Below are 26,319 nucleotides of genomic sequence, written 5' to 3'. Positions count from 1 at the left end.
GTTAATTCCATTTTTGTTTTACAAGCGTACATTTTTTCTAAGCGCACATTGCGAAGCTTGAGGCTTGGCGCGAAAGCATAGGTACTGAAAAAGACTAAAAGGATGTAAGTAAAATTTTCATCTCACTCTGTAGTCTTCATTCAAAAAGGGAACTGTCTCTGATTCCATCATTTACAAGATGAGGCTGTAAAGCCGCTATGACAAGGGATAGAGCGATTTCTTATGATCGGCAGAGCACTTGCATCTTATCCAACTACATGAAAATCAGTTTAGTTAAAATGAAAGGAAAGATGATATGTCGATAGTCAAATCAGGTAGTGCAGTTTACAAGCCGCTAGGTAAAAAGGGAAAGGGGAGCATTTCTACACAAACCGGTGCTTTATCGAACCAGCCTTATGGTTTTAACACGCGGTTTGAAGATGAAAAGGGAACCAACCCCGAGGAATTAATTGGTGCGGCGCATGCGAGTTGCTTCACCATGGCACTTTCTTTTGCGCTTTCAGACGCGGGATACGATGACGGCGAGTTAAATACCACAGCAAAAATCAGTTTAGAGAAAAACGATGACGGCTTTGAAATAACTCAATCGGCACTAAGCTTAGATGCTGAAGTTGAAGGGATTACCGAAGATGAGTTTGAGAAAATTGCACAGGAAGCAAAAGAAAATTGCCCAGTATCTCAACTTCTTAATGCCAACATCACATTGGAATACCGATTGAATATCGAATAAGGGATAAAGGCTATTACTATCCTTATCGAAAGATAGGACTCGCTTTGTTAGACAACAGCAGGCAGGTTGTTTTTATCAGTGTGCATAAAAAAGCGGCTTTTGAAGCCGCTTTTTTGTATAAAATGTTGATTGCATAACATGAGGTGGCGTTAGTTTATTTCCCAATTACGCCACATGCTACGCGGTCACCACCGCCACCTAACTTTTTAGGTGAATCAGAGTAATTGTCGCCACCTGCGTGAATCATTAAGGCGCGGCCTTCAATATCATCTAACTCAAGCTCTGGTGCAAAGATAGGCTGGGTTGCGTTTCCATTTTCATCAACATAAAGCACGGGTAGATCGCCCTCGTGACCCTTTTCAGACCAAGGAGCACGGTGTTTACCGGTATCTTCTGGATCGAAATGGCCGCCCGCTGCGCCGCCCAACACTTTTTTTCCATCTGTCACTGCTGGTGAACAATCACCATTTTGATGAACATGAAAACCATGAATGCCCGAGGTTAACCCTGACAGGTTTGGCGTAAATACTACACCGTCATCATCATAACTGCTCACCATTACTGAGCCCATGCTCATCCCTGTTTCCAGGTTATTCATTATCACTTCTTTTCCATCGCTATCATGATGGCCTGCGAAACTGCTCGCACTTAACATTAATGTCAGTGAGCCTGCTAAGGTAGATAATAAACGTTTCTTCATCGTGTTCTCCTTCACTCAATTATTAACGAATTTGTTAAAAGCATTGAAGTGAGATGAGCATAAAGTGAACCATTGTGGCGCATAACTCAGGGATACTACGCAAGACTAGGAATACTAGGGCGTTGAAGCGACAACCGAGTTGTGTGTTAGCGCATAGTTACTGGCATTTACGGAAATCATTATATTGGTTACGTGAAAAAGTTACCGACCATTACCTTATCTTTTTGGCTTTTCCTTATGATTTTCACTCTTTTTGAAGGTAGCCTCTTTATATGGTCTTTGGATATGCAGCCTCTCCATAAGTAGGCGGTACTGTCATACAGAAGTTACAGTGTTAAAACTCAGTAACAATATGGCAGTAGCACTTTTTTCCTATTCGACTTACAGTTAGCTCACATTACATAAGCAAGGGCATAGGTATGTATACACTTTACGGATATCCGAAAACTCGCTCGGTTCGCGTGGCATGGGCACTGGAAGAGCTAGGTTTACCTTTTGAGTACAGCTTAGTTGACTTAAAACAGGGGCAACACCTGTCAGAAGAATTTAAAGCCATCAGTCCTGCCTCTAAAATCCCAGCGCTTTCGACGCCAGAAGGTACCTTGACGGAATCGGCGGCTATCGTCACTTTTTTAGCTGAACGTCACGGCATGCATGAATTCATTCCAGAGCCTGGTAGCTTCGAGCGAGCCAAATATGAAGAAATGATGTTGTTTCTTACCAATGAGTTAGAGCAACCGATTTGGAATTTAGCAAAGCACACCTTTGCGTTGCCTAAAGAGCAAAGACTTGAACAAATGCGTGATGTAGCGGTGTGGGAGTTTAAGCGCGTGTTGCCCGTATTTTCTTCTATGCTGGGCGATAAAGAATTTGTATGCGGCACCATGTTTACCATGGCCGACATAATAGCCGGTCATATTTTGGCGTGGGCAAAGGGCAGTAAATTAGATATTACTTTGAACGGTAAAATAGACAATGTAGCCGCGTACGCTCAACGTGTGTTAGGCCGTGAAGCGTATGAAAGGGCGTGGCAAAAAGAGATGGCTCATTTGCCTGAATAAACAGTGCATCCTGAAAAACCTTAAATGAATAGATACCGTGTAAAGATGTGGCTAATTAAGTAAACGTTGAATTGCATTGTACAGCCGGTATGCCTGATATCTGGCGTCAGGTACGCATTATTAGGTTTAAATGCGCTTGTCACGCGGTATATAGAATCAAGAAAACACATAACGACAGCGCTTTTTTTTGCGAAATATAAGCAAAAACAGCGAAGAAATAACAAGGGAACAAAAAATGAAAGCATTCAAAACACTACTTGTAAGTAGTGCAGTAACCATGGCACTGGGCCTTAGCTCAGCAGTGGCACATGAACACGGCAACGCAAATGTGCAGAGTTCATCAAAAAGTACTTCAGTGTCAAAAGAAGCGTCTGAGCACGAAAAACTTTTTGCGTTATTTGCAGCCGCTGACCAGCGTGATATTGAGCTAAACCCAATTATGGCTATATTCCGTGGCGACATGCGTTACGCGGACAGAATGGGCGACTTTTTAACAGACTCTCACGCTCTAGCGGGAAAAACAGCGACACTGCTGAATTTGTCTGAACTTAAACAAATCGACCGCAGTAAGTTAAGCGACACCGACAAGCTTGCCTACGATGTATTTAAATACAACGAAGAGCGCTCGCTAAAAATGTCCACCGACGAGATTGAAGCATTAACGGAAGTGCGTCCTATCAATCACTTCAGTGGGTTCCACACCTTCTACCCGACCTTCGCAAGCGGAAAGGGCGCAGCGCCATTTAAAACAGTAGAAGATTACGAAAATAACTTATCTCGCCATAAGGATTACATTGCTATTTCTGACCGCGCTATCGGAAAGTTCCGCGAGGGCATGGAAAGCGGTGTTCTGGAAACTAAATTGACTATCGATCGCGTGATCAAGCAGTTTGATACTCAGCTGGCTATTCCCATTAAAGAGTCACAGTTTTGGGGGCCAATTACCATGTTCCCAGAAAGTTTCTCTGACGAAGAAAAAGCCCGTTTAACCGCTGACTACGAGAAAGCGACGCAAGAGATTTACGATGCAACCACGCGTATACGCGACTTCCTTCGCGATGAGTATTTGCCTGTTGCCCGTGAAAGCATTGGCCTTAGCGATATGAAAGGTGGTGCAAAGCTTTATCAATTGATGGTGGAAGGTTCAACCACACTGCCAATGACCCCTGATGAACTGCATAATCTTGGTTTAAAAGAAGTTAAGCGTATTAAAAATGACATGCTTGAAATTAAGGACGAAGTGAAGTTTGAAGGGACATTAAACGAATTCTTCGACTATGTGCGCACCGATCCTAAGTTTAAGCCTGAAAGCCGTGAGGCGTTAACGCAGAGCTATTATGATATTGGCCGTGAGGTCGATGAGAAAATTGATCAATACTTCTCACTATTGCCTAAGTCTGAGTTAGAAATTAAGCCGTACGACCCTGCTATCGAGCAATTCAGTGCGGGTGGTTCTTATCAGCCGGGCACGCCAGACGGCTCTCGTCCAGGTACTTTCTACTTTAATGCCTACGATTTGCCTAGCCGCTTAACTACCGGTAACGTTACCTTGTACCTACACGAAGGCGCTCCAGGTCACCATTTCCAAGTGAGTCTAGCGCAAGAAAATGAAGCGCTACCGTCTTTTATGCGCTTTAGCTTCCTACCAGCCTTCGGCGAAGGTTGGGCGCTATATTCAGAAACTTTGGGTTATGAAATGGGTTTCTTTGACGATCCATGGAACCGTTATGGCACGCTTCAAGATGAACAGCTGCGCGCCATGCGTTTAGTGGTAGATACAGGGATTCACGCGAAAGGTTGGACCCGCGAACAAGCTATCGACTTTATGCTTGATAACTCAGGCATGACCCGCACAGAAGTTGTGGCCGAGGTAGAGCGTTATATTGCGATCCCGTCGCAAGCGCTATCTTACAAAGTGGGCGCGCTTAAAATTCAAGAATTGCGTGCGCGTGCAGAGAAGGCATTAGGTGATAATTTCGATATCCGTGAGTTTCACGCACAAGTGTTAAACACGGGCGGCATTCCACTTGCTATTCTTGAGCAGAAAATAGATCGCTGGATCGCTAGTCAAAAAAGTTAAGGACTAAAACCTCTTACTTAAACTTTTTAAAGTGCAAACTGCGTTAAGTTAAGAACAGTAAAAAGCCGATATTTGACGTAAAGCCAGTAATATTCAGTATTACTGGCTTTTTTCTTTTTGCGACTAATGGCAGTGATATTGTTCAAAAGCTTCACTAGAGTAGTTAGTTAACAATTTTCAAAAATTATCAGGGAGCATGCAGTGGAGTTAGGGTTATTTTCGCTAAGTTTAGCGGTAAAGGACATTAGCAAGTCGAAAGCGTTTTATGAAGCATTGGGCTTTGATGCTATGCCGTCCTGTGGGTCGGTGGAAGATAAATGGCTGATGATGAAAAATGGCACCACCATGATTGGCTTATTCGAAGGAATGTTTGAAGAAAATATTATGACCTTTAACCCTGGCGATGTTAGAGCACTTCAGGCGAGCTTAGTTGAACAGGGTATTGCATTGGACGTGCCTGTGAAAGGCGATAGCGGCCCCGGGCATCTCATTGTTAAAGACCCGGATGGCAACGCTATCATGTTCGATCAGTTTTAAATTCGCGCTGCTAGCTCAGCGCCTTGCCGGATAGCGCGTTTAGCATCAAGTTCAGCAGCAACGTCAGCACCGCCGATAATGTGCACGGTAAATCCGGCCTCTTCTAGAGGTTTTTGGAGTGGCTTAAACGGCTCCTGACCAGCACATACAATGACGTTATCGACCGGCAATACTTTGGGCGTGTCGTTAATCAGCACGTGCAGGCCTTCATCGTCTACTTTCTCGTAGCTTACACCATTTATCATTTGAACATTGTGGTGTTTCAATGATTGCCTGTGGATCCAGCCCGTTGTTTTGCCTAGCCCTTTGCCCACTTTAGACGTTTTACGTTGCAATAGATACACCTCGCGATCTGAAGGCTCTATGGCTTTTTCCTTGAGTGCACCCGGTGCCGCATAGTCTTTATCTATACCCCAATGCGCCAGCCATTTTTCTTTATCTTTGGCTAAATGTTCGTGTTCAACTAAGAACTCAGCTACATCAAAACCAATGCCACCGGCGCCAACAATAGCCACTTTCTTGCCTACTGGCTTGTGGTCGCGCAATACGTCTAAATAACTCATCACTTTAGGGTGGTCGTGCCCTTCAATTGTAAGCGTACGAGGATTAATACCGGTGCCTAGCACTACTTCATCAAAACTCTTGTTTGAAAGGCTCTCTACGTTTACTTGGGTGTTAAGGTGAACCGTAACGCCCAGGCGAGCTAATTGATTGTCAAAGTAGCGTAGGGTTTCGTAAAACTCTTCTTTACCCGGCACTTGCTTGGCGTAATTAAATTGACCGCCAATTTCACTGGCTTTATCAAATAGATGTACCTCGTGACCGCGCTCTGCGGCATACATAGAAAACGCCAAACCCGCAGGCCCTGCACCTACTACCGCTAGTTTTTTCTTATTTTGAGTAGGGGTAAAGGTAAGTTCGGTCTCGTAGCACGCTTGTGGGTTTACCAAGCAACTTGCACGCTTTTGTTCGAATGCATGGTCTAGGCAAGCCTGGTTACAGGCAATACACGTGTTGATTAGCTTAGACTCATTGCGCATGGCCTTCGCTACAAAGTGAGCGTCAGCCAAGAAAGGTCGCGCCATCGATACCATATCAGCATGGCCTTGTGCGAGTACCGATTCTGCAACTTCAGGCGTATTGATACGGTTAGTCGTAATAAGAGGGATAGACACCTCTTTTTTCATGCGTTCGGTTATCCAGGTAAACGCCGCGCGAGGTACGGATGTGGAGATAGTGGGTACCCGTGCTTCGTGCCATCCAATGCCAGTATTAATTAGCGTAGCGCCTGCTTTTTCGATTTCTTTGGCTAAATACACGACTTCTTCCCACTTAGCGCCGCCTTCGACTAAGTCCAGCATAGACAGGCGATAAATAATGATGAAGTTAGCGCCCACTTTCTCGCGCACACCTTTTACTATCTCAATCGCTAAGCGAGCGCGGTTTTCTAAGCTACCACCCCATTCATCATTTCTGTTGTTGGTGCGCTCACAGAAAAACTGATTTATGAGGTAGCCTTCAGAACCCATAATTTCCACGCCGTCATAGCCCGCTTTTTGAGCTAGGCTAGCGCATTTTACGTAGTCTTTAATTGTGCTTCTTACGCCGCGAGAGGATAATTCGCGGGGCTTAAAAGGGGTAATGGGCGACTTCATCGGTGAAGCCGAAACAGCAAGTGGATGATAACCGTAACGGCCTGAATGCAAAATTTGCATGCAAATTTTGCCATCTTCTTTATGCACAGCGTCGGTAATAACACGGTGCTTTTTCGCGTGGCGAGAGCGGGTCATTCTGCCAGCAAAGGGCGCTACCCAACCTGAAATATTAGGGCTAATGCCGCCCGTTACGATAAGCCCCGCACCGCCTTTTGCACGCTCGGCATAAAATGCAGCTAGTTTGTCAAAACCGCCTTTTTCTTCTTCCAAGCCTAAGTGCATAGACCCCATTAGGGTGCGGTTGCGAAGTGTGGTAAAGCCCAAATCTAAAGGAGCTAACAGGTTAGGGAAGTAAGGTGAGAGTTGTTCCGAATTGTTGGCAGACTGCGGTGTAGCTGTCTGAGATACGGTCTGAGACGAGGGCGTATTCATAATTTTTCTCTTTTTATTTGCTATGAAGGCAGTTAGTGCATGTCGCTCTTTGCTGCGGCGCAGTGTTCAACTGTCTTTCGTGATTTAAGTGCTAATGGTTACTCATACTCCGATCACACTAACTTGCCCGACCAGTTGCTTTGATTATTTACCACCGCATTCGATTGGTAAAGTGCAGTTCCCATATTTTTAACATAATAAAAAAGCGAGATACCGGGTTAACGGATATCTCGCTTCGTTAATCACTGCTTTTCATCACAAGCATGAATGCGTTACAGGTAAGCGCTTACTTACGATATTGGCATTATTAAAGCAGTGCTCGCCTTATAAATTACTCGTCAACGTACATTTTTTGCTGAAACTTCAGCGTTTGTTTGCTGCTACCTTTTTGAACGTCAATCTCAAACCTAAAGGTTTCCTGATCGCGAAATGGCAGCACGGCAAGGTAGTAGATAGCATCACCTTCTTCCACCTTCTTGAAAGTCAGCTTACGCGAGTTACCTAACAGATTCTTGGCCGTACCTGTTACATCTGCCCGTTGCGCTTCACCGGAAACTTTGTCTAACACCGAAATGTTAACTAACGCATTAAACTTACTTCTTACAATGCCATAGCTAGCCGCCACTTCAGGTGTCAGAAATGGCGTACTCACCACCATATAGTGAACATCCCATTCACCAAGCGTTTGCTTCTGCTCGGCAAATGTGGAAAAACTCAAGCATGACATCGCCATCGCAAGAAGTGCTACGTAAGCTTTTTTGATTTGTTTTGTCCTACCCATGATAGAAACTACCTCTGCCTTCATCTTATTTTCAATTCTTACCTATTACAGCTTGTTTTGCTCTATGAACCAAACTGCGAGACCAGTACTTTCCCTAATAGTGTCTTCAATTGACATTATTTACATGGGGAAAGTGTCTTGGATCAGAAGCTGTAAAAACTGTAATGCGATGATGGCAATAAGCACTGATAAGTCCAATCCACCCAATGGTGGAATGACTTTGCGGATTGGCGCTAAAAACGGCTCGGTTAGCTGATACAGAACATAGTCAACCGGAGACTGACCTTGTGACACCCAGCTCAAAATAGCGCGTAGTAGCAACACCCAAAACATTAACGACAGGGTTTCTTTTATCACGCCAATTACTGACAAAATTGCAATGCCGACTGGGTTTAGACTACCGCCAAACATTAACCCTAGGGTTATTAGCTTAAGCGCGCATACCGCTACCGCTAACACAAAGGTAGCGGTGTCGAACCTGCCGATTGACGGAATGATACGGCGCAACGGCCCCACGATAGGGTGGGTTGCTTTTACTACAAATTGACTGAGTGGATTATAAAAATCTGCCTGTACCATTTGTAACCAAAGGCGCAGAATAACCACCATCAAATAAAGGCTAAATAAGGTATCAACCAAAAATACCGTTGCGTTCATGTTGTGTTTTTCCTAAAACGTTATAGCTGTTTTGCCATTTCTTCAGCACGTGCTACGGCGGCGCGCATCGACTTGCTGACAATATCTTTTAAACCTTCATTAATGAAAGTGTTCACGGCTTCTGCGGTTGTGCCGCCCTTAGACGTAACTTGGGCACGAAGTTCACTTAATTCAAGGTCTGGGTTGTTGCAAACCATTTCGGCTGCGCCTAACATGGCTTGTTGAACCATTAACCGAGATTGCGCTTTGTCAAAGCCCATGTTCATGGCTTCTTCCTGCATATTTTGTAAGAACAAGAAGAAATAAGCAGGGCTGCTGCCCGCTGCGGCGATAACGCCGTTAATACCCTCTTCTTTGTCTACCCAAACGGTTTCGCCAACGCTGTTCATCACATCGTCAACGTATTGCCTGTCTGACTCAGAAACCGTGTCGTCGGCATACATCCCTGACATGCCTTTACCTAACAAGCTCGGGGTGTTTGGCATAATGCGAACAACAGGGTATTCACCGCCTAGCATTTCTTGCAATCTGGCTACCGGCAGACCAGCTGCGATGCTCATAAACAACTTGCCCGAAAGGTCATTGTTTTTCTGAAGCTCGCCGCACATATCGCCCATTATTTGCGGTTTTACTGCAAGCACTATGGCATCAGCGAATTGGCAGGCTTCATCGTTAGATTGTGTGGTGTGAATACCAAACTCGGCCTTCAGGCCGTCTAACTTTGGTGTGGAAGGGTTTGCCGCAAGGATGTTTTCTTTCGCGTACCCAGATTTGATAAGACCACTGATGATGCTGCGGCTCATGTTACCCGCGCCAATAAATGCTAATTTTTTCTGTTGCATGTAAATCCTATTTGTTGGTTGCGTTTAAGTCTGTGTAGCGAGGCGAAGCGCTACCCGTTGGGTTATCGCGCTAGTTTCGTTTACCGAAAATAGCGGTGCCGATGCGCACCATAGTCGACCCGTGTTGAATCGCTTCTGCCATATCACTACTCATTCCTACGGATAGGGTATCAAAATTGCTCAATGATGTATGGTAATGGTCGAATATTTCTTTTAGCTTAGACAGTGTGGCGCGCTGCTGCTCTTCACTAGGATCAGCTTTGGGAATCGCCATTAGTCCACGTAAGGTCAGGTGCTTTTGAGAGTTAATAAACTCCACTAGCGCATCTAATTCACTAAGGGCTACCCCTGACTTACTCTCTTCGTCATCAATATTAACCTGAATACATACGTTTAACGGCGGCATTGAGTCAGGCCGCTGTTCGTTTAAGCGGCGGGCAATTTTTTCTCTATCTACCGACTGAACCCAATCAAAGTGTTCGGCTACTACCTTGGTTTTATTCGACTGAACTGGACCAATCATGTGCCACTCTATATCGCTTAAGTGAGAAAGTTCCTGAACCTTTTCAACACCTTCCTGCACGTAATTTTCGCCGAACATACGTTGTCCGCCTTCATACGCTTCCATGATATCTGATACGGGTTTTGTTTTGCTAACCGCTAGCAATTTAACGGAATTTGGTGGACGATGTGCACTGGTAGCGGCTTGGTCTATTCCTTTTCGTGCGGAATCTAATCTTTCTGCTATTGTTTGCATTATTCACCTTGTTTTGGAGAAGTGGTTGTGGATATTACCGAACTTTTGGCTTTCAGTGTTAAGAATAACGCCTCAGATTTGCACTTATCAGCGGGCCTACCACCAATAATTCGTGTAGATGGCGAAATGCGTAAGCTGAACGTGCCTGCCCTCGATCACAAACAAGTTCATGGTCTCGTTTATGAGATTATGAATGACATGCAGCGCAAAGAGTACGAAGAAAACCTAGAAACCGATTTTTCTTTCGAAGTAAATGGCTTGTCGCGCTTTCGTGTTAACGCGTTTGTGCAAAACCGAGGCGCAGCGGCCGTATTACGTACTATCCCCAGTAAAGTGCTAACGTTGGACGACTTAGGCGCGCCTGAAATATTTAAAGACATCATTAATCAGCCTACCGGCATTGTACTTGTGACAGGTGCCACCGGCTCGGGTAAAAGTACCACGCTTGCGGCCATGGTTGACCATATCAACACCCACAAGCGTGAACATATTCTTACCATTGAAGACCCTATCGAATTCGTGCACGACAACAAGCTTAGCTTGGTAAACCAGCGGGAAGTACACCGCGATACGCACTCGTTTAATAACGCACTGCGCTCGGCGCTTCGTGAAGACCCAGACGTAATTCTAGTCGGTGAGCTACGTGACTTAGAAACCATACGCCTTGCCATTTCAGCTGCCGAAACCGGCCATTTAGTATTTGGCACTCTTCACACCAACTCTGCACCAAAAACCATTGACCGTATTATCGATGTTTTCCCGGCAGAAGAAAAAGCCATGGTGCGTTCTATGTTGTCGGAATCATTGCGTGCGGTTATTTCACAAACCCTGCTTAAGAAAGTAGGCGGGGGCCGAGTTGCGGCTCATGAAATCATGGTGGGGATCCCCGCTATTCGTAACCTTATTCGAGAAGATAAAGTGCCGCAAATGTACTCGGTTATTCAAACGGGTCAGGCTCACGGTATGCAAACCATGGATCAGTGTCTTCAGCGCTTAGTGGCGATGGGGGTTATCACCAAACAAGACGCCGCAGCAAAGTCAGTTGATAAACAGTCGATGAACAGTTTCTAGAGGCCAATATGTTAGATTCACTACTACAAAAAATGGTCGATACCAACGCATCGGATTTATTCGTAACGGCGGGGTTTCCGGTAAGTGCCAAAATTAACGGCAAACTTACGCCAGTGACGGAAAGCGCGACCTCGGAAGAGGCATCGCTGGCGCTGGTTCACGAAGCGATGACTGAAAAACAGCAGAATGAGTTTCACACGACCAAAGAATGTAATTTCGCCATAGTACGAGAGGGCATTGGTCGTTTCCGCTGCTCAGCATTTTGGCAGCGTGACCAAGCGGGCATGGTGATTCGCCGCATCGTTACTCAAATTCCGAAAGCTGATGATTTGGGTCTGCCGCGAGTATTAAAAGAAATTATTATGGCTAAACGCGGTCTTGTTCTATTTGTAGGTGGAACAGGCACGGGTAAGTCCACGTCACTGGCTGCGCTTATTGGACATAGAAATGAAAATTCGCACGGGCATATACTGACTATTGAAGACCCCATTGAGTTTGTTCATGAGCATAAAAACTGTGTTATTACCCAGCGCGAGGTGGGCATAGATACTCAGTCTTTCGACGACGCCCTTAAAAGTTCGCTACGTCAGGCGCCTGACGTCATTCTTATTGGTGAAATTCGCTCAATGGAAACCATGGAATATGCCATGTCGTTTGCTGATACCGGGCATTTGTGTGTGGCTACGCTACACGCTAACAACGCAAACCAAGCGATTGAGCGCATTATGCATTTAGCGCCGAAAGATCAGCACGATAAGTTGCGCTTTGACTTAAGCTTGAATATTCGCGCCATCGTGGCGCAGCAGTTAGTACCAACGCCAGACGGCAAGGGTAGGGTTGCGGCAATAGAAATATTGCTAAACTCGCCGCTAGTACGCGACCTAATACAGCGCAATGAAATAGGCGCGTTAAAAGAAGCAATGAAAAAAGGCAAAGAGCAGGGCATGCAGAGCTTTGATATGGCGCTGTATGATTTGTACAAAGCGGGTAAGATTGATATGGACCAAGCGCTGCACCACGCCGACTCGCCTAATGACCTGCGCTTAATGATCAAGCTTGATACCAGCGACGGTTCTAGCTTAGGTACACTGTCAAATGTATCTATTGATATGGATGACTAATTGCTTTCGCTTTATGCTGAAATCCCTTTAGGGGGAGCTGCATTTGAAACGCTTACTGAAATAAAGCAGTAGAGAGACACGTTTTTCTCGCACGATGAGCAGCCCAAGGGCTGCTTTTGTGTTTAACAAGAGGATAGCCATTGAAAAAACTCTTCACTTCACAAGACGCTTTTGAACTTCAAGCGGTTCGCAGTGAGCTTGACGCTTTATCTATTCCTTATATGGTAAAAAATGAGTTTGCCAGTGGCGCAATCGGAGAGCTGCCTTGGCAAGATTCTCAGCAGGAAGTGTGGCTTGTTGACGATAGCTGGTATGCAAGAGCGTCAAGAGTTATTGAGCCCTTCATTCAGAAACCAAACGATAAGGCATTATCTAGTGAAGACTGGATTTGTGGTGAGTGCAGTGAACAAAATGGCGCTGCTTTTGATGTCTGCTGGCAGTGTGGGGCAGAAAATTAATAACAGCAAGGGCCAGCAGCATACAACGATCAACAGGCCCTAACAACTATTCGTACTGACTCTCGCTCCAGCTAGCGAATATGACGCAGGCCGACACACTATCAACTTTGTCCTTAGTCAGTTTTTTATAGCCACCTAACTCAAACAGCATGGCTTTAGCGTCTGTGGTAGTCAGTCGCTCATCACAGGTGTCAACGGCCACTTTAAAACGCCCGTGCAGGCGGTTTGCAAATTTGCGGGCGCGTTGAGTCATCTCCTGCTCAGTACCATCCATATTAAGCGGTAAACCCACCACCACGATATGCGGTTGCCATTCTTCGTAAAGCTTTTCTATTAACGTCCAGTCAGGAATACCGTCTCGTGCTTTCAGCGCTGCAAGAGGGGAAGCCGTACCGGTAATTTCCTGACCTACCGCCACGCCAATGCTTTTGGTACCAAAATCAAACGCAAGTACCGTACGGTTTCCTATATCAGGCATGTCCCGCTCCCGGTGCTAGCTGCCATACATCCACACCGAGTTTATTTACTGTTGCTTGCCATTTCTTGTGCATAGGCGTGTTAAACAGAATTTCTTCGTCAGCTTCGATGGTGAGCCATGCGTTTTCCTGCATTTCCTTCTCAAGCTGACCGGCTGTCCAGCCCGCGTACCCCAAAGCAATCAAAACGTCTTCAGGGCCTTCATCATTGGCAATAGCAGTCAAAATGTCCTTGGAGGTGGTCACCATAACCCCTGGAGCAAGCTTTAAGCTAGATGCCCACTCTCTTTGCGACGAGTGCAGCACAAATCCTCGCTCTTGGCTTACAGGACCGCCAGCCAGCACGATTTGCTCTGCTTTGTCGTCAGACACAGTGAGTTCTTTGTCAGTCTGTTCAAGAAGCTGCTTCACGTTCATGGTGGAGGGTTGATTTACTACAATACCCATAGCTCCTTCAGCATTGTGTTCACAAATATAAATGAGCGAGCGAGAAAAATACGGATCGTCCAAACTAGGCATCGCGACCAGAAAATGATTTTGTAGGCTTTTTAATTCCGTCATAGTTTGTCTTTTATCTACTATCTTTTATTTTTTCAGGGCCTTTACACTATTGAAGCTAAAGGCGCTCTATCCACTCATATTTGCTTTTTACGATACGAACTGCACTGTGTTTGAAATGCAACCTTACTTTATTTATTGGCTAAGCGCTTTTCAATGGCGTCAAACAGCGCACCCATTATATTAACATCGTAAGCTGCTTCTATTTCTCTTACGCAAGTTGGGCTAGTAATGTTTATTTCAGTAATTTTGCTGCCTATAACATCAAGTCCTACAAATAAAATGTTATTTTCCTTGAGCGTTGGCGCGATGGCTTCGGCTAGGGCGCGGTCAGAATCTGAGATTGGCTGAGGGCGTCCAGTACCGCCAGCGGCTAGGTTACCTCTGGTTTCCCCTTTTGTAGGCAGTCGCGCTAAGCAGTACGGCATGACTTCACCATCAACGATGAGTACGCGCTTGTCGCCGTCTTTAATCTCTGGAAGGTACTCTTGTACCATCATGTAGCGCGTGCCTAACTTGGTTAGGGTTTCAATAATAACGCCTAAGTTATTGCCATCAGGCTTCACTCTAAAAATAGATGCGCCACCCATACCGTCTAAGGGTTTGCAAATAATGTCTTGGTGCTTGGCGTGAAATTCACGGATAAGCGCTTGGTTGTTCGTGACTAACGTGTTTGGAATGTGTTCTGGGAAGTACGACGTAAACAGCTTCTCGTTGTAGTCGCGAAGCGCTTGAGGGTTATTCACAACTAGCGCTCCCGCGTCTTGCGCAAGCGACAGCACCTGAGTCGCATACAAAAACTCGCTGTCAAATGGCGGATCTTTGCGCATGAGTAGCACATCAATGTCGCCTAAATACAGAGTAGACTCGTCTTCAATGGAGTAGAAATCTGTCGCTTGATCTTTGACCGACACGATTTTACCCAAGCCCATAGGCTTACCATTGTCTAAATACAGGTCTTTTAATTCAAAATATACAATCTTTGCACCGCGGCGCTGAGCTTCAAGCATCATCGCAAAGCTTGTATCTTTGTGTGGCTTAATACTTGCGATGGGGTCCATAATTACGCCAACGGTATATTGCATAATGTTTTCACCTTGAATGTTGATAAAATGCCGGCTCAGATGGCCCGGCTGATTGTAAATATATATGGGGGCACACCTGAATTCTTCAAGTTACTGAGCTAGCACTATGCTTGCTATATAGCTGCCTAAAATACTGACTTAGAAGTCGCCGTGCTGAGCTTGAAGAATACTTAGGCTTGTAATCGCCGCTGTCTCGGTGCGCAAAATACGCGGGCCCAAACTTACCGACTGATAACCGTTTTCGTTTGCCTGATGAATTTCTGTTTCAGATAACCCACCTTCAGGGCCAATAAGCAAACGAAAGCCTTGAGCATTATAAGGTTGTCTTGCCAAGCTTTGCTCTGCGCCAGGTGCGAGAACTAATCTTGTGGTATTGGTTGAAGACGACAACCATTGATTAAGACTAACCGGAGCGTTGAGCACGGGAATAATGTTGCGACCGCTTTGTTCACAGGCGCCAATAATAATCTTCTGCCATTGCTGAATTTTCTTTTCCCAGCGCGACTCGTCGAGTTTAACCGTACAGCGTTCAGTGATCACGGGGGTTATTTCCGATACGCCAAGTTCCACGCTTTTTTGTAGCACGGTATCCATTCTATCGCCTTTAGATACACCTTGACCTAAGTGCAAATGAAGCGGGGACTCTTTCGCTAGCGATAAACAAGCGTCGGCTTCAACCGTCACTTTTTTTCTTTGGACGCTAATAATTTGCGCACTGTACTCGTTCCCGTCGCCATTAAAAAGCACAATAGGGCGATTGGGCTTTATGCGCAGTACCGTAGCGATGTGATGACCGGCGTCTTCAGTTAACTCAAACTCTTGCTCTAACGGAATTGGATTGGGGTAATAAACTCTTGGTATACGCATAATAAATCGTGTGTTTGGTTTTGATGCGTATGATACGTGTGTGCAGGTACAGGTTGCAATGCTGTCGACAGCAGCATGTAAATAATTGAGCAAATACTTACATAAACAACAGCATGCGGCCTATATTTAAATCACCTGACTCGTAAATTAACTCTACGCTGCAGAAGGCGAAGAGTTGTTCGAAGTTGATTTCAACACGGTGGAAGAAGACTTCGATGTTGGTTCTGGGCGGTAGTCCGCTCTTGCATACTTGGTGTGTTTTCCTTTATCAGTGCGTAGTGAATATAAAAATAAACACAAGACGACTGAAAATAGGGTTAATAGAAGCAACATGCGTTAATCCTTTAATTGACATAGTTTGCTAAAGCCCGTTCAGAAGAAACTAAAAGCAAGCGTATCGAAGTAGATAGCATGCTTTAATTCTTATGAGACTTTAGTATAAAACTTTATGGCTAAAAAATCATCAAAAAAAACATCTTAAAACTCGGTAACTTCCGTTAAATTGGAAAAAGCGCATCAAGGCTTCGGTATGAAATAGTAAAAATATTGGGTGACATGCGTGTGACAATTACTGAAAAATATACTCAAACTTTAGTCTATGAAGTGGCAATAAATGACGTCATATATCGCTACTTTAGGATAATACTAACACTATCAATAGCCTATGTGGCTTAGACTTTAGGGCGAATTTACGCTATTAGGACCTATTAAGTATTGGTGATAATACGATTAGCTGCTAACGTAGTTGCGTTAATTACAACAAACCATGACAAGGACCATATTATGGAAGAGAAACTCTCGCTTTTTTCAGCAAGCGATGTTGAAAGGTACATAAACGACTACGCCATTCCATGGGGTATTAATATTTTAATGGCGATTGCGATTTATGTTGTCGGTAAGATCGTAGTTGGATTTATTTTGTCTGTATTTAGACGTTTAATGTCTAAGTCTAAATATGATGACATGTTGGTAGATTTCCTAGAGGCGATACTTAGCGCTATTTTGATGCTGTTCGTCATTGTTGCGTCACTTGACCAACTAGGTGTGGATACTACTTCTCTTGTAGCTATTTTAGGTGCGGCTGGTTTAGCGATTGGTCTTTCACTGCAAGATTCACTCAAAAACTTTGCAGCAGGCGTAATGCTGCTTGTATTTAAGCCGTTTAAATCAGGAGACTTTGTTGAGGCTGCTGGTACTGCGGGTTCTATTGTTAAGATCGGAATCTTTACCACTACGATGAATACGCCAGACAATAAAGAAATTATTGTTCCAAACGGCAACATCTATGGCGGTAATATTACTAACTACTCAGCGAGAGATACTCGTCGTGTAGATATGGTTGTGGGTATTGGTTACGACGCAGACCTTCTCAAAGCGAAGAAGATCCTTGAAGAAATGGTTGCAGCAGACGACAGAATTCTTGCTGAACCTGCGCCGAAAATCGCGGTATCTGAACTGGCTGACAGCAGCGTAAACTTCATTGTTCGTCCATGGGTAAATTCTGCTGATTTCTGGGGTGTTAAATTCGACTTCACTGAAAACGTTAAACTGCGTTTTGATGAAGAAGGCATTTCAATTCCATTCCCACAAATGGATGTGCACCTACACAAAACAGACAGCGAGTAATCGCTATCTTAAAAACGAAAAAACGCTGCTATATGCAGCGTTTTTTTTGCCTCAATAACGAGTCAGCTATTTAGACGCTAAAAAATGTATACTCCTATAAGGTTGTACCTTTATTTACAATTAGGTCTATAAGCGGTGGCCTGATAGTCCGCATAGGCTGCAGGCATATTTGCTTGTAAGTTATCAATTCTTGTCTGAGGGGCAGGGTGAGTAGACAGAAGCTCCATCGGGCGGTTACCTCCACTTGCAGCATCCATGTTTTGCCATAAGTTCACAGATTGCCTTGGATCAAACCCAGACTTTGCCATAAGTTGAAGACCGATGACGTCAGCTTCTGACTCGTGCGTTCTGCTAAACGGAAGCTGAACACCTACTTGAACGCCTAAACCAATTGCAGCCATTATAGGACCTGATTGAGGGACTTCGTTCGCAGCCAGTATTTGACCTACCGCTTGACTACCTACATTAATCAGTGTTGATTGAGACATACGCTCGTTACCGTGCTCTGCAATGACATGACCTACTTCATGGCCAATAACAGCTGCAAGTTGATGCTGATTTTCAGCAACATTGAGCAAGCCTGTATAAACTCCAATTTTTCCACCAGGTAGCGCAAATGCATTAACCTGTTCATCGTCAAACACTACCACTTCCCACTGACCGCCAAAAACACTTTCGGGCACTTGGGCAGTAATGGCGTTTGCAACACATTCCACATAGGAGTTCTGTACTGCTTTGTTAGAAATTTTAAGTTCTTCTTTCATGCCCGAAAAAGCTTGGTCGCCCATCTGCGCTAATTGAGTTTCCGAGTACAGCAGTACTTGGTTTCTGCCTGTAGGTGAGGTCGCACAGGCGGTTAGTGTAAGTGCAGCAGCAATGACCGCTGATGCAGTGAATTTCAATTTCATGGTTAATCCTTTTGTTTACTGAAAACACCATTTTTGTATATCAGTTACTAAAAAATGCCAGTCAGCTTGTACGTCTATTTAGCAGTATTGGTATCAGATACTACTAATAAAGAAAACTAGACGTTCGCGCTAAAGCGCCTATGTGCCGCTTTCGAGCAGACCTATCGAATCAATTTGACTACAAAGTAGGTTGAAATATCTCCTTACAATTGGCATTTAAATACGTAAATAGTTGCTTTTTTATAGAAAAGTTACACGCTTTTGCCTTCTTAATATTTGTGTCATAAACTGATTCTAATTTATACATAGAAGTTACATAAATTTTCTGGTGTACTAGGCTTAGGAACTTCAGATTTATCGGATCTCCGACGTACAACAAAAACAAATAAAAAGGAAAGCAAATGGCAGTGCGTAATAAGTTTAAATATGGATTACTCGCATTTTTAGTTTCAGCTGCGCTTACAGGATGCGGCCTTGATGGTGACGATGGTGCTCAGGGCGAGACTGGGGCACAGGGGCCGCAGGGCGAACAAGGTGAACCAGGTACTGATGGCAGCGATGGCACCGATGCTTCCATTGGTATTGCGATGGATATCGTTGGGCGCGCCTTTTTAGGCAATCAAACAGCGGCTGAAATTGTTCAGTACCATGCTGGTACCAGTACCATTTATGCTACAAACGGTGAAACTAACACAATTGCGGTTATTGATGCTTCTAGCGTCAATACTGCAACAATGTCAGATCCAATCAATACAACCACACTTACGCCAACCACTATCGCATTGCCTGCCGATATTAACGGTGTAACGCTAGGTAGCCTAACAAGTATTGCAATAAGCGGCGATCTCATGGCTGTTTCCGTACCTGCAGACGTTAAAACTGATAACGGTTATGTGTTGTTCTATAATGGGCTAGACAGTTCTGCTCCTGCGTTTTTGGATTCTGTCGAGGTCGGCGCACTACCTGATATGGTCACTTTTACCCCCGACGGTGGTAAGGTGTTAGTGGCGAATGAAGGTGAGCCTTCGGATGACTACACTATCGATCCAGAGGGCTCAATTACTGTTATTAATATTCTAGCCAGCGGAGAGCCTGAAGAAACTGGTACTACGATAGGCTTCACAGCGTTCAATGGTACTGAAGCCGATTTGATGGCACAGGGGATGATGTTCCCAAATCCGGCGGGCCAGACTATTAACGGCACTGTAATTACCTCTACGGTTGCGAAAGATCTTGAACCTGAATATATAACGGCTACCAACGACGTTGCTTATGTGAGCCTTCAGGAAAACAATGGCCTAGCAATCTTAGATTTAGAAGAATTAACCGTTGATGTTGTTGGTCTAGGCACGAAATCTTGGGCTGGGCTTAACATTGATATTCAAGAGAACGATGCGGTTAGTTTTGGACAATATACCGGCCTTTACGGGGTATATCAGCCTGACACTATTGCTAACTTTACGTGGAAAGATGCAATATTTATCGTAACCGCGAACGAAGGTGATGCCCGAGAGTATTTCTTTGAAGCTGCCGATGCAGCGGCATGTACTGCTGCAGGTGGTGTAGACTTTGACGAAGACGATGGTTGCCTTGCTTATACCGATGAAGTGAAAGTAGAAGACCTTACCGCTGCTGCCAACTCTGAATTAGCTATGTTACAGGCGACAGGTGAAGCGGACGACTTACGTGTAACTTCAGCTATGGGTGATGCTGATGGAAACGGAGAGTACGATGCAGCGTACGCTTACGGTGCACGTTCATTCACCATCTGGGATCAAAATGGTTTAGTGGTCTATGACTCAGGTGATGATTTTGAACGCATTACTGCTTCAGTTCATGGCGCACAGTTCAACAACGGTGACGATGAAAACGCAGGCGACTCGCGCTCTGAAAATAAAGGTCCTGAGCCAGAAGCGTTAACCGTGGGTCAAGTTGGCGATCGCACTTACGCGTTTATCGGCACAGAGCGTATGGGCGGTATTTTCGTATACGACGTTACTAACCCTTATGACGTTCAATTCGCAGAATATGTAATTAACCGTGACTTAACCGAAGGTTTGACAAGCGATGATGTCATTGGTGACCTTGCGCCTGAAAGTCTGGTTTTTGTTAGCGCTGAAGACAGCCCTAGTGGCGTCCCTCTTCTTGTTGTAGGCAACGAAGTGAGCGGCACAGTAACGGTGTGGCAAATCAACCAGCTGTAAGCTTCCGCTTTGATTACACGAAACCCCGCTTTGAAGCGGGGTTTTTTATTGGTAGCTTGCCAAGTTTTCCCGAAGGACGAATTTAAGGTGGCCGTCATCTTTGTTGAGTCACCTTGATGAAAAAACATTATACCTGCGGTAATACGCCGCGATTACTAACATTGTAAGTCTCGCTGATTAGGTAATTATCTATGCGGACTGGTATTAAACAGAGGAAATGAGCTTTCCTTGTGTTCACTATGGTTACACCGATTAAGGATTAAGGTAAGCTATACCCCATAAAACACAGTCGTATTTTTAAAGGCAAATACGATAAGGCTCAATTGCACTGGTATAGATGCGTTTAGGACACAGAGTAACGCAATGCTCAATACTACCGTAGTGCTATCAAATAATAGAGAATGCCTATGTCTCAGCAAGTTGTGATTAGTGGTGTGGGTGTATGGCACCCTAAAGACAGTATAACTAACGAAGAGCTCGTAGATAGCTACAATGCTTACGTAGATGCGTTTAACGAAGAAAATAAAGCGCAAATCGAATCAGGTGATGTAGCAGCAAAGCCTTATTCAAGTGCAGAGTTCATCGAAAAAGCATCAGGAATTAAAAGTCGCTACATCTATCAAAAAGAGGGTGCGCTAGACATCACTCGAATGAAGCCTAAGATTGCCCCTCGATCAGATGACGAACTTTCTCACCAAGCCGAAATTGCCGTCGAAGCAGCCAAGTTAGCTCTGGCATCCGCCAATGTTTCTGCCAATGAGATTGATGCTGTGATTGTGTCGTGTGCTTACACCCAGCGTGCTTATCCTGCGATTGCAATTGAAGTACAAGAAGCGCTTAACATTGAAGGGTTTGGTTTCGATATGCTAGTTGCTTGTTCTGCAGCAACGTTCGGCATGCATCGCGCCTATGAAATACTGAGCGCGAAAAATGCGACTCGCGTGTTGGTTATTAACCCTGAGTTGGTCTCACCGCAAATTAACTACGCTGATCGCGACAGTCACTTTATTTTTGGCGATGTGGCTACGGCGACTGTGCTTGAGCTTGCTGAAACCGCCAAAAGTGAGCACGTGTACGACGTGCTAAGCACCAAGGCATTGACGAAATTCTCAAACAATATTCGGTCTAATTTTGGCTATATGACACGTGCCGAAGACGTTGATCCGTATGGACCTGATAAACTATTCCATCAAGCAGGGCGCAAAGTTTTCAAGGAAGTGTGCCCGTTGGCAGCCGCGCATATTGAAGCGCATTTAGCGAGTCACGACATTACGCCAGAGGGTGTCAAGCGTTGGTGGCTTCACCAAGCTAATATCAATATGAACACTTTGATTTGTAAACGTCTGTTAGGTCGCGATGCCGACCGTACCGAAGCGCCAATTGTGCTAGACGAGTTTGCCAACACTGCTTCTGCGGGTTCTGTGATTGCGTTTGGTTTAAACCATGAAGACCTGGTAGCTGGTGACGTGGGAGTACTTTGCTCTTTTGGTGCAGGGTATTCAATTGGCTCATTAGTGATCCGTAAACGGTAGTTTTTCTCATAGCGCGGGCGATGCCTGCGCACCGTACCTAGCTGAAAATGCTAAGTGCTGTTGAAGGTAAGATATAGTTAACATTGTCGCCAGTGCCAGCGCGGCCGATCAAGTGGCCTGTTTTGACACTGTCTCGCTAAAGCAGGGACGTTGCATCAATGCGCACCCCTGTATTTCATCTCCTAAATAATGATAATAAGGGTGAGATAAAAGGATGATTTCAGATGTAGGCTATGGGTTAAATAGTCTGGCGCACTTAGCCCTTTTATTGCTGTTGTTAACGGTACGCAAACCCGGCGCTGCCAAGCATTTATTGGTATTGGCAACCACAGCCACCTTTTTATGGTCCACAACCTTAATCACTTCGCTATTTGGGCCTATCTCACTAAGCTGGTTACTCAGCGCTGACGTGCTTAAGCAGCTCGCATGGCTACTCTTTTTGGCTGGCTGTATACAGACCAGTTTTAGCAATATCTCCGACGTTCTGAAACGCCCTGTAACGTTAATTATTATTGCCCCCGCACTAGCAGCATTGCTAACCCCTTATCTATTGGTAGTAAATCCCGCGTGGAGCTTTCTTGTACTGATTGTGCTGTCATTAGAAGTGCTTGTACTTCTGGAAGTTGTGTATCGACAGGCTGGGCGTGAGCAGTGGGCGTTTAAGCCCATCATTATTTATCTGGGAGCAACCAACCTGTTTGAGTTCGTTACCTATGCAAACGCTACCATGGTAAACCAGGTTGAAATTGGCTACATAGCGGCACGAGGCTATATTTACTTCTTGTTAATGCCCTTACTCGTCATATCGATTCGACGAATTCATCACTGGGGCATTGATATCTTTATCTCGCGGGACGTGGTATTGCACAGCTCTCTACTCTTAGTGGCGGGCGGTTATCTTTTTGTGATGGCTGTTGTCGGCTACGCCATAAATTATATGGGAGGCAACTGGGGAGCGACGGTTCAAATCATATTGGTTGTGATGTCATTCGCATTGCTCGCCACTGTATTCTTGTCCAACGGCTTTCGCACTAAGATAAAAGTATTTATCACTAAACATTTCTTTGCGAATCAGTTCGACTACCGCGTTGAATGGGTGAAATTAACGCAGTGGTTAACACGTGCAGGGGATACCTCATCAGATGTTTACTACGCTGGCCTAACAGGAATGCTTAACGCCATTCAATATGAGTCAGGTCTGCTGTTTAAAGTAACGCAGAATGGCTATGAATGCGTGGCTAAGGCATCACCTATTACAAACACTGCGTCAACAGATAACAATGAATCGTTAACTGATTCGAAAGAAAACAACGCTACCTGTACAACGTTAGAAACGCTTGCAAGTTATAGCGACAAAAATGGCTGGATTATTGATACTGATGCCTACCTCGTCAAACCATTCGATTACGAGGGGTTAAAGCTAGATAGAGATGCACTAAAAGCATGGGGCTACCAACTCTTCGTGCCTTTCTTAAAAGATGGGAAGCTGTGGGGATTTGCTGTTCTCGCGTCAGGAGACAATGAAAAAATCAGTTTAAATTGGGAAGTGAAAGACTATCTAACCGCCGTATCTGAGCAAGTAGGCACGTACATGCAGCACCACGAGGCGGCTCAAGTGGTAGCAGAAAACGCCCAGTTTGCGGCGTTCAATCGAATGTCTGCGTTCGTTTTACATGACTTAAAAAATGTACTTGCTCAAGTCGACCTTATTCTTGCCAATGCTCAACAGCATAAACACAACCCTGAATTTATCGAAGACACCTTCGAAACCTTGGAGCATACTAAGGCAAGAATGGAAAAAATGCTCAAACAGCTGACTGATAAAAAGGCCGTTGAAGAAGGTGTAAACTCAGAATTTTTGATTTCGGAGCTGGCCAAAGATGTGGTCAACAACCGCTGTTCAGGTTTACGTCCGCTACCAACAGTTCATGTGCTAAAAGAAACGGCCGTGACGGTTGATAAGGATAAGGTGGCAAACGTGCTTTATCACCTAATCAGCAACGCTCAGCAGGCAACCGCAGATGACGGAGAAGTCGACGTGGTGATTACTGGAAATTCTGACAACAAATCGCAGCTAGTTTTGATAGAAGATACAGGGTCAGGTATGGATAAAGCGTTTATTGAAGAGCGACTATTCAAGCCATTTGATACCACGAAAGGCAATGCTGGTATGGGGATTGGTGCATATGATGCAAAAACATATATCGAGTCTATCGGTGGCAAACTAACTGTTCAAAGCGAACCTGGACGCGGTAGCTGTTTTACGCTGTATTTTCCGATAGGATAGGGTGTATAACTAAAAAGTGGATATTATCAAATCCACTCCCTTTCGATGGATGAAGTAGAATAATAGGATGATGAAATGACCGATACCATTTTGGTAGTAGATGATGATTTAGGTATCCAAAAGCAACTTAAATGGAGTCTTACCGATTACAACGTTGTTTTTGCGGACGATCACACATCTGCCATAGCCCAGCTCCGTCGTTTTGAACCTAAGGTTGTTACCCTAGATTTAGGGCTTCCGCCAGATCCAGCGAATGCGTCGGAAGGTTTGCGTATTCTTCACGACATCATTGCGCTAGCGCCGAGAACTAAGGTGATCGTGGTGACTGGCAACAGTGATAAGCAAAATGCGCTTAAAGCCATTGATTTTGGTGCCTATGATTTTTATCAAAAGCCTATCGATTCAGATACCATTAAACTGTTGGTCAATCGTGCTTTAAATTTGTCGAAGCTGGAGCATGAGAACAGCATTTTATCGCGCACCCGTTCAGGCATGTCTAGGATCGTCGGCAATAGCGAGGCTATTCAAAAAGTAGTGCGCCGAGCCGAGAAAATTGCTAATACCGATATCAGCACTTTACTGCTTGGTGAAAGTGGTACTGGTAAAGAAGTATTTGCGCGCAGTATTCATGAACACAGCCCAAGAAAAGATAAACCATTTGTGGCGATTAACTGTGCATCAATACCCGAGAACTTGTTAGAAAGTGAGTTGTTTGGTTATGAGAAAGGGGCGTTCACTGGCGCGAATAAAACCACCATAGGTAAAATTGAAACCGCGCAAGGCGGTACCTTGTTTCTCGATGAAATAGGGGACATGCCAATAGGTTTACAAGCTAAGATGCTCCGCTTCTTGCAGGAGCGAGTGATAGAACGCGTGGGCGGGCGCAATGAAATTCCTGTTGATATAAGGGTTATCTGTGCGACTCACAGAGATTTGCAGGCCATGGTAGCGCAGGAAACTTTTAGGGAAGATTTGTATTACCGAGTAGGTGAAATGCCCATTGTAATCCCGCCGTTGCGTGAACGAGATCAAGATATCATTCTGCTGGCCCGTACCTTCTTGAACATTTACCGCGAAGAGTTTAAAGCTAAGGCTAAAAGCTTCTCTGAAACCGCTGTTAATGCCATGTTAGCTCACAAATGGCCGGGTAACATTCGTGAAATGCAAAACAAACTCAAGTCAGCGGTGATTATGGCGGAGGGGAGCGTGATACAGCCGGATGACCTAGGATTAATGCCAGTAGATGCCCATGATGAGCCTGAAACATTAAACTTACGTGAAGTGAGAGAAATAGCTGAAAGCCGCGCCATACGTAGGGCTTACCAAAAAGCAGATAAAAACATGTCTAAAACGGCAGAACTGCTTGGCGTTACGCGACCAACATTATATTCGCTTATTGATAAATATCACATGGAAGATATTAAAAGTAGCGATTAAAGGCAGAGCATGGCACCAGCCACTGCGAGTGCTTAATAACTGGGACGAATGACTTTTCACCCCACTTATTAAGCCGTTAAAAACACGCATTATGCAGGCTAAACATCATATGCAAAAGTTTTTAAAGCATAAACTGGCGATGTGGTTCCGCTAGTGCGTCGTGACCCGTAAATGTCACTTCAAGTCGTACTTTATTTGGATTAAGTTCTACAAAAATGACGCTTGCACACACATTACATACGTGATGCGTTTCACCGTTAGCCTCATGCAATTTGGCTAACGAGAAAGGAGCACAGTCGATAACAAGCCTTTCTTTTTCAACTGTCATACTCAGTTGACTGGTATCTGTTTGAGTCAGAGTTTCATTGTCGGCTTCTAATTCATCCAGATGTTCAATTTCATATTGAATGGCTTGGCAGTGACAGCTTCCTCTATACATATTTCACTTCCTCTACTG

24 protein-coding genes are annotated in these 26,319 nt (G+C 44.8%); 12 read left to right on the top strand and 12 right to left on the bottom strand.

The features are described 5' to 3' along the window. The first annotated feature begins 295 nt into the window (after window positions 1-295). On the top strand, window positions 296-730 hold the full coding sequence (locus RJ41_RS07200; RefSeq protein ID WP_039218753.1) for an OsmC family protein: 435 nt from the start codon (window positions 296-298) through the stop codon (window positions 728-730). 154 nt (window positions 731-884) lie between these two features. Here the strand turns inward: RJ41_RS07200 and sodC are convergent, their stop codons facing one another. Continuing rightward, on the bottom strand, window positions 885-1,430 hold the full coding sequence (sodC, locus tag RJ41_RS07195; RefSeq protein WP_039218751.1) for a superoxide dismutase family protein: 546 nt from the start codon (window positions 1,428-1,430) through the stop codon (window positions 885-887). A 419-nt stretch (window positions 1,431-1,849) separates the two neighbouring features. On the opposite strand from sodC, the gene RJ41_RS07190 reads away from it, so the two are divergent. The 3 genes from RJ41_RS07190 to RJ41_RS07180 all read left to right on the top strand — a co-directional run bounded on the left by RJ41_RS07190 (window position 1,850) and on the right by RJ41_RS07180 (window position 5,108). Then, complete coding sequence (locus RJ41_RS07190; protein ID WP_039218749.1) at window positions 1,850-2,491, top strand: glutathione S-transferase family protein; 642 nt, start codon at window positions 1,850-1,852, stop codon at window positions 2,489-2,491. A gap of 235 nt (window positions 2,492-2,726) precedes the next feature. Next, the gene (locus RJ41_RS07185; protein ID WP_039218747.1) at window positions 2,727-4,571 is read left to right on the top strand and encodes a DUF885 domain-containing protein; all 1,845 of its coding nucleotides are present in this window, start codon (window positions 2,727-2,729) and stop codon (window positions 4,569-4,571) included. A 201-nt stretch (window positions 4,572-4,772) separates the two neighbouring features. After that, window positions 4,773-5,108, top strand: a complete 336-nt coding sequence (locus tag RJ41_RS07180; RefSeq protein ID WP_039218745.1) for a VOC family protein — start codon at window positions 4,773-4,775, stop codon at window positions 5,106-5,108. Here the strand turns inward: RJ41_RS07180 and RJ41_RS07175 are convergent. From RJ41_RS07175 to RJ41_RS07155, 5 genes are all read right to left on the bottom strand, one after another. Then, on the bottom strand, window positions 5,105-7,195 hold the full coding sequence (locus RJ41_RS07175; protein ID WP_039218744.1) for an NADPH-dependent 2,4-dienoyl-CoA reductase: 2,091 nt from the start codon (window positions 7,193-7,195) through the stop codon (window positions 5,105-5,107). The genes RJ41_RS07180 and RJ41_RS07175 overlap by 4 nt on opposite strands. 331 nt (window positions 7,196-7,526) lie before the next feature. Beyond that, entirely contained in the window at window positions 7,527-8,000 is a 474-nt protein-coding gene (locus RJ41_RS07170; protein WP_039218741.1) for a DUF4426 domain-containing protein, read from the bottom strand. A gap of 96 nt (window positions 8,001-8,096) precedes the next feature. Beyond that, on the bottom strand, window positions 8,097-8,633 hold the full coding sequence (locus RJ41_RS07165) for a YggT family protein (RefSeq protein WP_014950467.1): 537 nt from the start codon (window positions 8,631-8,633) through the stop codon (window positions 8,097-8,099). 20 nt (window positions 8,634-8,653) lie between these two features. Then, window positions 8,654-9,475 (bottom strand): pyrroline-5-carboxylate reductase, encoded by an 822-nt coding sequence (gene proC, locus RJ41_RS07160; RefSeq protein WP_014950466.1) that lies wholly within the window; start codon window positions 9,473-9,475, stop codon window positions 8,654-8,656. A 70-nt stretch (window positions 9,476-9,545) separates the two neighbouring features. After that, window positions 9,546-10,232 (bottom strand): YggS family pyridoxal phosphate-dependent enzyme, encoded by a 687-nt coding sequence (locus tag RJ41_RS07155; protein WP_039218736.1) that lies wholly within the window; start codon window positions 10,230-10,232, stop codon window positions 9,546-9,548. Window positions 10,233-10,259: 27 nt separating this feature from the next. On the opposite strand from RJ41_RS07155, the gene RJ41_RS07150 reads away from it, so the two are divergent. The 3 genes from RJ41_RS07150 (at window position 10,260) to RJ41_RS07140 (ending at window position 12,882) form a co-directional block, all read left to right on the top strand. Continuing rightward, a complete protein-coding gene (locus RJ41_RS07150; RefSeq protein ID WP_039218733.1) occupies window positions 10,260-11,303 on the top strand; it encodes a type IV pilus twitching motility protein PilT in 1,044 nt (347 codons plus the stop codon). A gap of 8 nt (window positions 11,304-11,311) precedes the next feature. After that, window positions 11,312-12,424, top strand: coding sequence for a PilT/PilU family type 4a pilus ATPase (locus tag RJ41_RS07145; RefSeq protein ID WP_014977241.1), 1,113 nt, complete (start codon window positions 11,312-11,314; stop codon window positions 12,422-12,424). Between the two features lie 140 nt (window positions 12,425-12,564). Further along, window positions 12,565-12,882, top strand: a complete 318-nt coding sequence (locus RJ41_RS07140) for a putative signal transducing protein (protein WP_039218730.1) — start codon at window positions 12,565-12,567, stop codon at window positions 12,880-12,882. 46 nt (window positions 12,883-12,928) lie between these two features. Here RJ41_RS07140 and ruvX read toward each other — a convergent pair whose 3' ends face one another. The 4 genes from ruvX to RJ41_RS07120 form a co-directional block, all read right to left on the bottom strand. Beyond that, entirely contained in the window at window positions 12,929-13,360 is a 432-nt protein-coding gene (gene ruvX, locus RJ41_RS07135) for a Holliday junction resolvase RuvX (RefSeq protein WP_014980071.1), read from the bottom strand. Next, window positions 13,353-13,919, bottom strand: coding sequence for a YqgE/AlgH family protein (locus RJ41_RS07130; protein ID WP_014950460.1), 567 nt, complete (start codon window positions 13,917-13,919; stop codon window positions 13,353-13,355). The genes ruvX and RJ41_RS07130 overlap by 8 nt, the downstream gene beginning before the upstream one ends. Before the next feature lie 128 nt (window positions 13,920-14,047). Beyond that, window positions 14,048-15,001, bottom strand: a complete 954-nt coding sequence (gene gshB, locus RJ41_RS07125) for a glutathione synthase (RefSeq protein WP_039218725.1) — start codon at window positions 14,999-15,001, stop codon at window positions 14,048-14,050. A 138-nt stretch (window positions 15,002-15,139) separates the two neighbouring features. Beyond that, complete coding sequence (locus RJ41_RS07120; RefSeq protein WP_039218722.1) at window positions 15,140-15,868, bottom strand: 16S rRNA (uracil(1498)-N(3))-methyltransferase; 729 nt, start codon at window positions 15,866-15,868, stop codon at window positions 15,140-15,142. 783 nt (window positions 15,869-16,651) lie between these two features. On the opposite strand from RJ41_RS07120, the gene RJ41_RS07115 reads away from it, so the two are divergent. Next, window positions 16,652-17,494 (top strand): mechanosensitive ion channel family protein, encoded by an 843-nt coding sequence (locus RJ41_RS07115; RefSeq protein ID WP_039218720.1) that lies wholly within the window; start codon window positions 16,652-16,654, stop codon window positions 17,492-17,494. A gap of 110 nt (window positions 17,495-17,604) precedes the next feature. Here the strand turns inward: RJ41_RS07115 and RJ41_RS07110 are convergent, their stop codons facing one another. Continuing rightward, window positions 17,605-18,402: a M48 family metallopeptidase gene (locus RJ41_RS07110; protein WP_039218718.1), complete on the bottom strand. Its 798-nt coding sequence runs from the start codon at window positions 18,400-18,402 to the stop codon at window positions 17,605-17,607. 401 nt (window positions 18,403-18,803) lie between these two features. Between RJ41_RS07110 and RJ41_RS07105 the strand changes: the two genes are divergently transcribed. From RJ41_RS07105 to prsR, 4 genes are all read left to right on the top strand, one after another. Further along, entirely contained in the window at window positions 18,804-20,606 is a 1,803-nt protein-coding gene (locus RJ41_RS07105) for a choice-of-anchor I family protein (RefSeq protein ID WP_039218715.1), read from the top strand. Window positions 20,607-21,013: 407 nt separating this feature from the next. Beyond that, window positions 21,014-22,138, top strand: coding sequence for a beta-ketoacyl-ACP synthase III (locus tag RJ41_RS07100; RefSeq protein ID WP_039218712.1), 1,125 nt, complete (start codon window positions 21,014-21,016; stop codon window positions 22,136-22,138). Window positions 22,139-22,352: 214 nt separating this feature from the next. After that, on the top strand, window positions 22,353-24,425 hold the full coding sequence (gene prsK, locus RJ41_RS07095; RefSeq protein WP_039218709.1) for an XrtA/PEP-CTERM system histidine kinase PrsK: 2,073 nt from the start codon (window positions 22,353-22,355) through the stop codon (window positions 24,423-24,425). 75 nt (window positions 24,426-24,500) lie between these two features. Next, window positions 24,501-25,862, top strand: a complete 1,362-nt coding sequence (gene prsR / locus RJ41_RS07090; protein ID WP_039218707.1) for a PEP-CTERM-box response regulator transcription factor — start codon at window positions 24,501-24,503, stop codon at window positions 25,860-25,862. Between the two features lie 121 nt (window positions 25,863-25,983). On the opposite strand, the gene RJ41_RS07085 is transcribed toward prsR, so the two are convergent. Next, window positions 25,984-26,301, bottom strand: a complete 318-nt coding sequence (locus tag RJ41_RS07085; protein ID WP_039218703.1) for a GFA family protein — start codon at window positions 26,299-26,301, stop codon at window positions 25,984-25,986. Window positions 26,302-26,319 lie beyond the last annotated feature (18 nt).

The sequence above is a fragment of the Alteromonas marina genome (assembly GCF_000808575.1).
Taxonomy (GTDB): Bacteria; Pseudomonadota; Gammaproteobacteria; order Enterobacterales; family Alteromonadaceae; genus Alteromonas; species Alteromonas marina_A.
The sequence above is the reverse complement of the archived record's forward strand: the minus strand, read 5'-3'. Positions and strand labels throughout refer to the sequence as shown.